Raw genomic sequence first — 11627 nt, forward strand, 5'->3', positions numbered from 1 at the left:
TCGTTAGATTAAAAAACACGCTTCTAAGCCAAGATTCTCGCCACACACAAACAGTTTGTTATACTGAAACTACTATAGGGAGAGTGTATGTATGAAAAGAATGACGAAGTTGACGTTGCTTATGCTGATTGCTTTTGCGGTAATGCTCGCGGGATGTGGCAATGGGGACAAGAGTGGCAGTCCGGTCAACACAGATACTCAAGGTGGTAGCGAAGCTGCTGCCGGGGACAAAACGATTAAAATCTTCCAATTCAAAGTTGAAATTGCGGAAGCGCTTAACCGTCTCAAAGCGGAGTACGAATCCTCCCATCCAGGCGTCAAACTGGACATTCAAACTGTAGGTGGTGGTAGTGACTACGGTGCTGCATTGAAAGCCAAGTTTGCCGCAGGCGAACAACCGGACATTTTCAACGTAGGTGGATATCGTGAGCTGGATACATGGCTTGAATATCTGGAAGATCTGTCTGGGGAATCGTGGGCCAAAGATGCGCTCGAAGTAGCCAAAGAGCCAATGACCAAAGACGGCAAGCTCTATGGACAGCCGCTGGCGCTGGAAGGTTATGGCTTCATTTATAACAAAGACCTCTTCCAAAAAGCGGGTATTACCGAAATTCCAACGACACTGGAACAGTTGGATCAAGCTGCACAGAAACTTCAAGCCGCAGGCATCACCCCGTTCTCGAACGGATATCAGGAGTGGTGGGTGCTGGGCAATCATAACGTCAACGTCGCATTTGCAAATCAGGCAGATCCGGTGAAATTCATCCAGGGATTGAATGAAAGCACGGAGAAAATTCCTGGCAATCAGGTGTTCAACGACTGGATTAACCTGCTCGACTTAACGCTGAAATATAGCAATAAAAACCCGCTGACAACCGACTACAATACGCAAGTTACGTTGTTTGCGAGTGGAGAAGCGGCGATGATGCAGCAAGGGAACTGGACTCAAGTACAGATCGATGGAATTGATCCGGATCTGAATCTGGGTATCCTGCCGATGCCAATTAACAATGAACCAAATGACAAATTGTTTGTCGGCGTGCCGAACTATTGGGTTGTGAACAAGAACTCTCAAGTGAAAACGGAAGCGAAAGAGTTCCTGGAGTGGCTCGTGACTTCGGATATCGGGAAACAATATATGACGAAAGAATTCAAATTCATTCCGGCGTTCAGTTCCATCACAGCATCCGAGGAGGATCTGGGTGACCTCGCCACAGAGATCATGAAGTATAGCCAGGCCAATAAAACACTGAGCTGGAACTTCAACCGTTTCCCTGAAGGGGTTCCACAAGAGTATGGCAGCACGATTCAGGCTTACGTTGCAGGTAAATCGGATAAAGCCGGCTTGCTTGATGCATTACAACAGAACTGGGATAGTTTGAAAAAATAACAGGTCCCATCCACTCGTTTAATACATGTGGGAAGAAGAAAAAACATAAAAAAGGTGACTCCGGATGAATTGGAGTCACCTTTTTTAATGTGAAAATTTCCAGTTAGGAAGTGCCAGTAGGAATGAATAGGACGACTAATACAGAAGGTGGAGGTGTTTGTATAATGTCTACAACCTGTTGTTAGTACACAATATGGCAACAAATAGCCAAAATTTAAATATTTGTAATTTTTAGATTGACAGCCCTTACCAATATCCATATTATAGAAAAATATAGCAGAAAGTAAAGAAATTTGAATTGGAGGTGAAATTCTTTATGAGGGATATCGTCTTTCTGTGTGACAAGCGAATGAACACCAAAACGGGGTTTATCGAAGCTTTGTCCAACATATCGGAAACAACCAATATTTTGTTGGTAGAACAGGGATATGAACAATTTTATTCCTTACCGGAAGGGTTGTTCAGTGCTGTGTTCGAAGTGGAAGATATTACTCGGATTGATCAGGTGGAAGAGGTTTTTGAGCGCATTTTGGATGAATATGATGTGGAGCGCGTCATTGCCCCGACCGAAAATGTGGTGGAGACCGGTGGGTATCTCCGATCGCGTTTTGGCATACCTGGTATTCAAAAGAATCAGGCCGAGACGGTTCGGAACAAATGGATCATGAAGGAAACATTGCGGCAGGCGGGAATCCACACGTCACAGACGCGTATTGCGTCCAATGCAGTACAGATTAGAAAGATTGTCGCAGGCATTGGTTTTCCCATCATTATCAAACCGATTAGCGGCTGGGCGACGATCATGACGTACAGGCTCAATAATCAAGAGGAGCTTGAGCAGTATATCAGCCATTCCTGGAATCGGGAATCGGTGCTCATTGAGGAATTTATTACGGGTAGGGAGTTTCATATTGATTCGATCGTTTCAGAAGGTGAGCTTGTATTTTCCTCCGTCTCTGAATATTTGTTTAATTGTCTTGAGATTGTCCAAAATGATCGCCCTTCCGGCACGATCTGTTATCCCGCTAACACACATTATGAATATGTGGAACGGATGCAGTCGTTCAATGAAGAGATCATACGGACACTGGGAATACGTAACAGTGTGTTCCATGCAGAAGTATTCCTTCTGCCGAATGGGGAGATCTGTTTTGGAGAGATTGGAGCACGAATTGGAGGCATTGTCATCATTCCACCTATGGTTTTGAATTCTCATCAGGTGAACTTGTTTGATGCGGCCATTCAAACGGAACTTGGGATATATGAAGCGCCAACCTTGGTTAATACAGGCAAGTATACCGGTGCGGTTAATTTCCCATCTGCTGTAGGCAAGATCGAAAGTATCTCATCAGCAGAAGATTTCAAATCGATGGAAGGACTCATTGATATCCGAATTAACTTTACATCGGGTCAGTCCATTTCAGGTGGTCGAGATACGATGTCCCGATCCGGATTTGCCATTGTGGAAGGTCCAGATATCGAATTCGTTAGAAAACAACTTCTAGAACTACATGACAAGTTTGTCCTGGTTCACCAATAAACCATTCTAGGAGGGCTTTGGGTTGTTGCTAGATAACGCTGATGTGAAGAGACTGGATAGTCATGATTGGAGAAAGCAAGAATTTGAGCATTTTGAAAAGGACATGACCAGTGAGAGTCCACGTTTTCCCTGCATATTCGGTTCCATGGGACTTAGCCGTAATGAGCTACGTTTCTCCTTTTTTGATGATGTAGATGACCATTCCATAGAAGAACTGGGAAAGGCATTGAGAGAATACGTGGAACAGGCAAGGAGCTTTGGAAACTACACTTCCATGGTCACGTTCTTTAATATTGGTAAGGATCTATCCATCCATGAATATCAGCATATGTTTTGGTCCATCCTGACCCGGCTACACACCATTGACTTGAAAGAATGGCCTGAATTCATACCGAATGAAGAGAATGATCCCTTGTGGGAATTTTGCTTTCATGGGGAACCCATTTTTGTCGTTTGTAACACACCAGCACATGAGGTCAGAAGGAGCAGACGTGCCAATACATACATGATTACCTTTCAACCCCGATGGGTCTTTGATTCGATTGGCTTAGGAACACCAAAAGGAGATAAATCCAAGGATTTGGTGCGAAGCTTGCTTCGGCAATACGATGCAATTGAACCATTCCCGCATCTAGGGATCTATGGGAATCCGAATAATCGAGAGTGGCTGCAATATTTTATTCCAGATACCAACGAAGTTTCCGCTACAGCGCAATGCCCATTTCATCATATGAGGAGGAATACTATGAGTTCAGTTCAATATATCAAAGGGTCTGACGTAACACTTGAAGAAGCTGTAATGCAATTGCTGCCTGTAACCGGTTCGGTAGAGGTACAAAGAGATACACCATTCAGGGAGCACAAATCCCATACCCATCCTACAGACGAGACACTTTTGATTATAAATGGAGATATTACCTTCTTCACTGAAGAAGGAGAACTGCATTGCACGCCTGGTGACCGCATTCTGCTTCCGGCTAATACGGTGCATTCCTCCAAAGCCGGGGAGAATGGAACGTTGTACATTATCGCTTTGGAGTTTGTGGAGCAGCCGAAAGAAGAGGTTCTGGCATGACTCGTTCCTCCGTTGGTTTGCTTATGAGAAAAGGTTTTTCTCTGCACGGGGATCATATTGAAGCTCTGGGGAGAATTTTCGAAGAGGTCCATTTATGGACCTCTGTTTCTGGATATGAACAAGATCCGCGCTTTCGGTCTGTTCAGCATATTCCCAAGTACGAGAATGTGGAAGAAATGATCTTGCAGGCTAGACAATTAGGCGTTCCGTTTTTCATTACCTGGCAGGAAACGGATATTGTACTGAATGCGAGATTGAATGAAGGATTGGGAAGACAGGATATTCCTGTCCAAGCGGCCGAAATTGCCAGAGACAAGTCCAGACAGCGTCAGTTCCTGAAGCAGGAGGACGTGGCCTGTCCTGAATTTTATGCTGTAAATACGTTGGATGAGGCTGTTTCAGCGGCGGCAAGTGTAGGCTATCCGGTTATTATTAAACCCACACTGGCCGCATCCAGCAGCCATGTTGCGCTCGTTCATTCGTATGCCGAATTGAAGGAGGCCTTCGATAGTATCTCGCAACTTGCCATTTCGCAATCGGAGCTATATTTTGACGAGGAATGTCCTGCAATAGCGCTGATTGAAGAGTTCCTGCCCGGGGAAGAGATTACGCTGGATGGCGTAGTTGTGAATGGACGGTTTTATCTGGGCGGAGTCCATAACAAGCTCAGAATGCCAGGTCCTTACTTTGAAGAGGATGAATATACGCTACCTTTTCAGGGAGAATCCAATGTGGAACAAGAACTTTGCGAGATGGCTCAGCAAATATGCACAGGTCTGAAACTTGTAAATGGGCTGTTTAACGTTGAAGCCAGGCAGAACGCCAATGATGAGTATAAAGTGGTGGAGTTCAGCTGCCGTATCAGTGGTGGGCATGTCTATCGCAATATTCGTGATGTGTACGGCACTGATCTGGTGACCGCCCACGCTTATGGTCTTCAGGGGGAGGAGAAGTTGGCTGCCCATTTTGCGAAAAGAACGGCTCCCAAGTGCGCAACCTGTATCAAATTTGTATACCGTGATGGCAAGGTGTTGAATAATGCCAGCGGTGAGGCAGCAGACGATGTGAGGTACCGGGCGTATTATCCGGTTGCTGCCAAAGGTAGAGTGGTTCATTCTGCTCCGAAGGGATTCGATATTACAGGTCTGTTGTCTGTACGTACCAAATATCAGGGTCCTGAGGACATCGAATCGGTAAAACAAGCCGCAAGATTGCTGGAACAAAAGCTGGATTTGCAAGTTGCTGAGGTGAGACAGCTTCAATGATACAGACTATTTTATTCATCCTCTTCCTGTCCATTACCTTATGTGGAGATACCATTCTAAACATTACCCTGATCTGGTCGGTACTGGAGCAGGGTGGGTCGATTACTCATCTGAGTATTATTATTACGATCATGAGTTTGATACCTATTTTATTGCAGAAGTATAGCTTTTTTCTTAAAACTGCACTTAAAGAACGACCCTTGCTAATTTTCAGCTTAGCGCGCATCCTGGGTATTGTGTTTCTTCTTGTGTTTTTAATTCAATTTGCCGGCAATACCAATGTGTATGGCTTATATCTGATTGGTGGCGTATTCTCCGTGATTCTGTTTTTGACCAATCAGAGTCTGGAAATCTACATGTCCCAGATGGTGTTGGATGGGAAAATCAAATCACACAAGGCCTCGCATGACTTGCAGACGGCAATTCAGATTGGTGCATTTGGAGGAAGTGCGGTAACTGGAGTTTTGCTCAGTATAGGCGGACTGCCAATGATCTCAACGGTACTGATGGTGACGCTGGCTGTGGGGATGATGGCTCCATGGCTCATTCCAATTCTGTCCCGATCCGGTCAGGCTGAGCAGAACGTACAGAAAGAAAAAACGGAGGCTCCGCAGATTACCTACTCCGACGCTGTGCGAAAAAAAGTACTGAACATGACCATATTGGCGGTGGTTGTATTAACCGTGCAATTGGGAGCAATCAATTTTATCGTACCAATTTTGTTCCATGATATCTACAATTGGGATTCATCCCGTTACGGGGCTATCGGAGCTGCGATGGGGCTTGGGGCCTTTCTTGCAACGCTGATTCGTAAGTGGGAACACCGAATTCCAATGTATCTATTTATACTGATCGGTGTTATTGATATCATCATTGGCACGGTACAGGTGTTTGCGGTGTCGTTAATCTGTGGATTTATGCTTGGGTTTGTGTTTAATCGGACTCGTATTATGCAAAGATCAGTCATGTTTGATAACTTGCGCAGTCGTGAAGAGACCATGAAGTGGTCGGGAAGATCAACATTTGCCACTCAATTCACAAGATCTGTTGTCCCGCTGGTACTGGCACTACCGCTGTCCCTTATGGGGCAGGAGAACACAGGCGTGCTGTTAGGAGCAATCGGTGTTACGGTGACGATAATCCTGTTTGTCGCCATAAGGCTGGAGAACAGATTGCCACTTCAAGGCACCGAGTCGATTATTGCCGGGGACAGTAAACCTTCGATTTGAAGGAGGTAAACAGTTATTAAAGATTGGGAAATGAAGTGTATGGAGGGTCAGCCAGATACGTTCTGGTTGACCTTTTTTTTTTGGTGGTTCAACCGGAAGAAATGTGGATAACCCAAAAGCAGTTAACGATCTCATGACGTATTTAACACAAAGTTAATACCATATGTGGATATCTTGTGTGTATAACACTCTAAATGTGGACAAGTATGGATTAGTTTGAGCGGAAGAAGATCATTTGTTAACAGAAATACTTGTTTTCAACCAACTAGTACTGTATAGTTCTAAATATGACAAATCAAAAAATGAACACGGGACCTGCGAAATCCAAGAGTTCCAATCCGGTGAACCGGACCAAGGCAGTTGAAGTGGCTGCACAATTATTTCTGCGTCAGGGGTACAGCTATGTCAGCATGGATGAGGTCGTGCGTGTGAGTGGGGTATCCAAGTCCAATATCTATTACCACTTTAAAAACAAGGAGGAACTGCTTCAGGCCGTGGTACAATACTGGATTGCCCAGTATGAGTCGGAGCTGTATCTGCTGCTCAGTCAACGTGAGCGAGGAGTGGAGGAGCGCATCTACTCATTTATGGCAATGCTGTCGGCAGGTATTGAGGGCCGAAATTACGAAGGGAGCTGCCCTTTTGTCACGTTATATATGCAGACGCCTGACAGTGCATCCCAAGTGAAGGAGAGCATATCCAGATTCTTTCGTGAGCTTAGACCAATGGTGGAGAAGCTGTTTCAGCAAGGTTTGGATCGTGGTGAATTTCGCAAAGAAATCGAACCGGGACCGGCTGCGTTGTTGTTTATTGCAGCATTAGAAGGTTCACTGATTCTTGCGGGAACTGCGCGTGATGTAGGCATTATTGAACAATCGGCACGTACTTTTTGTCAGATGCTTCGGTAAACGAAGCTTTTTTTTTGAATATAACTAGTACTACATAGTACTAAAAGGGGCGATAACGGAATGAACGTACATACGATCCAAGTATCCAATGAAGAAAATACAGCGTCAAATTCAACAAAAATTAATCAGGTAATGAGCACGTCTGATATGGAGCCAACAATCATTTTCATGACAGGCAGCACTGGTTTTATCGGCAAAGAAACGGTCAAACAACTCGCGCAAGGAGACGCTCAATTGCTCTTGCTGGTTCGATCGGAACAGCGTGCCAGAACGGTGCTGAAGGCTTATGGAGTGAAGGATTTCGCCAGAATTACCTTTATTACCGGTGATTTATCCATTTCGGGTCTTGGAATTACCGCAGTGGACCGGGAGCGTGTTGCTGAAGCGAATGTGATCATCCATGCGGGGGGAACGATGGACGTCACCTTGGAACGAACGGTAGCCGAGCAGATATTCATGAACGGGGCGAGAGAAGTGGCCCAACTTGCACAAGAAATTCACTATACCCGCGGACTGAGACACTTTATCCACGTGGTTGGTTTCATGAGTCCCTATGGACAGCGGAACGAACAGGGAGGTTATCTTCAGGTCGACCATGTGGGCGATCAGGAAAGTGCATATGAAGAGATGAAATTTCATGCTGATCTGCATATTCGTGAACATGCAGAACAACATAACTATCCTTTATCCGTTGTGAATCCGAGTACAGTGGTTGGACCACGTCCGACTGGGGAAACGGAGCAAACGGGGGGGATTGGGCTGCTCATTCAGGCGATTCAAAAACGACTTATGCCTGTAGTGCCGGGAGGTTCATCCTATTGGTTACCCCTTGTGGAGAATGATGTTGTTGCACAAACACTTGTTTTTCTATCCAGGGAAGCAGATCCAGCCGGAGGAACCTATCCATTGTTGGCGCGGAAGGAAGACAGCCCCAATATGAAGGAACTGTTGCATCTTCTGGCACATGAATTGGATGTACCCAAACCCAAAGGATCTGTACCGCTACCTTGGATTCAATGGGCAATGAAATCAGGGGGCACACGCCTCACTGGTGTACCAGCGGAGTCGGTTGCTTTTATTACAAACAGGTCATTCCCGGTCGAGGAGACGGAGGCTCTGTTTACACGTATGGGGCAATCCTGGCCGGACATCAGGGAACAGCTTCCGTTGGTTACAGCAGATCTGGACTACCGTCTTCGGTATGCATCTTTACCTGAGGATGTTCCGGCAGATTATATCCGGTCACGGAGCGGGAATATGGCTATGATCGGTTGGGAGGGTGAAGGAGAGCCCTGGATTATTGTGCATGGTCTGCTGCAAACAGCAGATGAGATGTTACCTTTGGGAGAACAGCTTTGGAAAGAGACAGGTAACCCAGTTTGGTTAATGGATCTCGCGGGATTCGGACGGTCCCCTGTACATCAGGGAGATGAAGCGTTTGAAGGTCAGGTGGCTGCACTACTTAAGGCACTTGGTGAGTTTGAGGGTCCCGTGAAGCTGGTAGGTCATTCGATAGGGGCAGCTATTGTGGCTGCCGCACAGTTGCGTAGCGGCCGGACAGACATTCGGCTGGGATTGCTTCAGCCGGTTGCCAACAATTCAAATCCGAATGTGCTCAGATGGGTTTCCCGTTTGCCAAGAGGTGTGATGCGTTCTTTGCTTCGTCTCCGATCGGAGAAGAGTTGGAAGCGAATGTTCAGTGCATATATCAGTGGAGAAGACAGAAGAGGCATGGACCATACGATGGCCAAAAGGATACGCTCCAGTCTCCAATCCCCTCGAATTGCGGGAGCGAATGCAGATTTGCTACGGTGGATCCACTCCGGCAAGCAGGGAAGGGTCAACGCCTTGCTCTGGATGAAAGCGTTGGCTGATGATCGCGCCAAAAATGCATTAGTTATATGGGCCAATAAAGATCGGGAATATCACTATCCCCGGGATATGAACTCACAGATCAAACGCATAGATGTACCCTATGGACATTACTTTCCGACGTTTCAATATAAGGAAACAGCTGCAATCCTCGCCGAATGGGCCAATACCTTGAAGTGAGTTCAGATCTGGACATGCAGGAATCCCGTGCCAATTGTCGAAAGGGTCAAGTCGAGTTGTGAAGAGCTGAAACCTAGACAGGAGAGATGAATGTATGAGCGAGCAACGTGTAGAAATCAGTAAAAAGGTACTAACGGAGTGTCTGGGACTACGCAGTGGAGAAAATCTGGTGGTTATCGCAGATGATATGAAACGGGACTTGGCCCAATCCATCTATGAGGCGGGAAAAGCACTTGGTGCAGAGTCGGTCCTGTTAATTATGGAGGAACGCAGCAGATCCGGAGAAGAGCCACCTGCGCCGATTGCAGAGGCCATGATTCGGGCAGATGTAGCCGTGTGTGTAACGAAATATTCATTAACTCATACCCAGGCACGCAAAAAAGCTGCTGCATCAGGGACCCGAGTGGCAACAATGCCCGGCATGACAGAGGATATGTTTATGAATGGAGCCATTACAGCTGAATATTCGCAAGTGAAGGCGTTGACCGAGAAGGTAACGGCTCTATTAACCGCAGGTCGCCATGTGCGAATAGAGAAGCAGGGCCATAGTCTTTCCTTTTCTATAGAGAGTCGTAACGGTGTACCAAGTACAGGTATGTATTTGAACCCCGGTGAATCGGGTAACTTGCCGTCAGGAGAGGCTTATATTGCTCCCGTTGAGGGCAAGGGCGAGGGCAGTATTGTTGTAGATGGTTCCGTTGCTGGAATCGGGGCACTTCGTGAACCGATGTTATTAACCGTCAAGGAAGGACGGTTGGTGTCAGCTGAAGGACCAGACGGGGCTCAATTACTGGACACGCTTGGCGATGGCGATGGTCGCTTTCTCGGCGAATTCGGCATTGGTACCAATAACAAGGCGCGAATCACAGGTGTGGTGCTGGAAGATGAGAAAGTGTACGGCACGATCCATGTGGCCTTTGGTAGTAATAACACATTCGGTGGAACGATTGCCGCGGGTGTGCATATTGATGCAGTTGTGCAAAAGCCGGACGTGTACATCGATGACAAGCTGATCTTGCGTCAGGGTGAATTGGTGGAATAACTGAATAACTGCGTATCTGCATATCTGCACTGAAGGGAAGTGGGCATGTCCACAACGTGTCCACAGTGATGGATAAAATGGATTTGAAATTCAGATTTTACGTTAGATTTACAAACAAATACACAACATGTCCACATTAAAATAATGAATATCCACATGAAACACTAAACATATCCACAGCATGTGTGCAATATGTGCACAACTTATCCACAAATCAGGTATAACTCATGTTTTTATTCGATAAAACAGTCATTTTGGAGTAATAAAACAAGTTATCCACAGGAATATCTTTTTTTTGTTCCAAGTATTTGAAAACATAGAAACAGATCCATAATATTGGGGATAAAAAAGACCAAAGATCAGCTGTTTGCCGACTCTTTGGTCTTTTTTGAATAAATCGAATGTCAGGTTACTTACGCTCATAATTAAAACGAATGACTTCCACGCCGCTTCAAGGGAAAGGAACCTTGTTGAACCGAACAGGGCAAATGAGCAGAGACAGCAACCGTAATACAACGTTGGTTGAAGTTGGCCAAATTGATCTGAAGCCTAAACATTTGACCCAAAATAACCGATACACCAAAGTAACATCTAATGAGACGAAAGTAGTCTGATTATACGGAATGAGAGGGTATGGGGATAACTATGGATGAGGGAATGCAATATATTAATTTTTCGGTAGGAGACCAGATCTTTGCACTACGAATTGATGAAGTTCATGAGATCATCAGAATGGTGCAGGTGACAACGGTCCCGTTTGGAAGTCCAGAGATCAGAGGTTTTGCTTCGCTGTACGGTAAGGTAGTTTCGGTAGTGAGTCTTCGTGTATTGCTAGGCATGCCGGACCAGGAGGATACCTCTTCTACACGTATTATTGTGGTGCCTTACAAAGGAGGATTTGTACCTCTGATCGTCGATATGGTTGATTCTGTCGTAAGTTACGATCGTTTCGAAGAACCTGCTGAGGAGCACCGCCGTTTCATGCTTGGCGTTTTTGACAAAATCGGGTTCTGTGAAGATCATCGTGCAGGTATTTTGAACCTGGATGTATTGCTGGGCAGCTTGATCAGATCATCGTAAGGTAACGATTCGTAATTCTTTCAATACTCAGTATTATCCTTCGGTT

9 protein-coding genes are annotated in these 11627 nt (G+C 45.8%); all 9 read left to right on the top strand.

All coding sequences use genetic code 11. From position 1 onward, the window contains the following. Window positions 1-91 precede the first annotated feature (91 nt). The 9 genes from NKT06_RS02860 (at window position 92) to NKT06_RS02900 (ending at window position 11581) form a co-directional block, all read left to right on the top strand. Entirely contained in the window at window positions 92-1390 is a 1299-nt protein-coding gene (locus NKT06_RS02860; RefSeq protein WP_253429651.1) for an ABC transporter substrate-binding protein, read from the top strand. 316 nt (window positions 1391-1706) lie between these two features. Beyond that, entirely contained in the window at window positions 1707-2930 is a 1224-nt protein-coding gene (locus tag NKT06_RS02865; RefSeq protein WP_253429654.1) for an ATP-grasp domain-containing protein, read from the top strand. 22 nt (window positions 2931-2952) lie between these two features. Next, window positions 2953-4005 carry a YqcI/YcgG family protein gene (locus tag NKT06_RS02870; protein ID WP_253429657.1) on the top strand — a complete coding sequence of 351 codons (1053 nt, stop codon included), beginning with the start codon at window positions 2953-2955 and terminating at the stop codon, window positions 4003-4005. Then, complete coding sequence (locus NKT06_RS02875) at window positions 4002-5270, top strand: ATP-grasp domain-containing protein (protein WP_253429659.1); 1269 nt, start codon at window positions 4002-4004, stop codon at window positions 5268-5270. Before NKT06_RS02870 ends, NKT06_RS02875 begins: the two co-directional genes overlap by 4 nt. Continuing rightward, on the top strand, window positions 5267-6499 hold the full coding sequence (locus NKT06_RS02880; protein WP_253429662.1) for an MFS transporter: 1233 nt from the start codon (window positions 5267-5269) through the stop codon (window positions 6497-6499). The genes NKT06_RS02875 and NKT06_RS02880 overlap by 4 nt, the downstream gene beginning before the upstream one ends. Before the next feature lie 341 nt (window positions 6500-6840). Further along, a complete protein-coding gene (locus NKT06_RS02885) occupies window positions 6841-7407 on the top strand; it encodes a TetR/AcrR family transcriptional regulator (protein ID WP_253442354.1) in 567 nt (188 codons plus the stop codon). Between the two features lie 60 nt (window positions 7408-7467). Beyond that, entirely contained in the window at window positions 7468-9459 is a 1992-nt protein-coding gene (locus tag NKT06_RS02890) for an alpha/beta fold hydrolase (RefSeq protein ID WP_253429665.1), read from the top strand. A 94-nt stretch (window positions 9460-9553) separates the two neighbouring features. Beyond that, window positions 9554-10501 carry an aminopeptidase gene (locus NKT06_RS02895; RefSeq protein WP_253429668.1) on the top strand — a complete coding sequence of 316 codons (948 nt, stop codon included), beginning with the start codon at window positions 9554-9556 and terminating at the stop codon, window positions 10499-10501. Window positions 10502-11158: 657 nt separating this feature from the next. Beyond that, window positions 11159-11581, top strand: a complete 423-nt coding sequence (locus tag NKT06_RS02900) for a chemotaxis protein CheW (protein ID WP_253429671.1) — start codon at window positions 11159-11161, stop codon at window positions 11579-11581. Window positions 11582-11627 lie beyond the last annotated feature (46 nt).

Source organism: Paenibacillus sp. 1781tsa1, assembly GCF_024159265.1.
In the GTDB taxonomy this organism is placed as follows: domain Bacteria; phylum Bacillota; class Bacilli; order Paenibacillales; family Paenibacillaceae; genus Paenibacillus.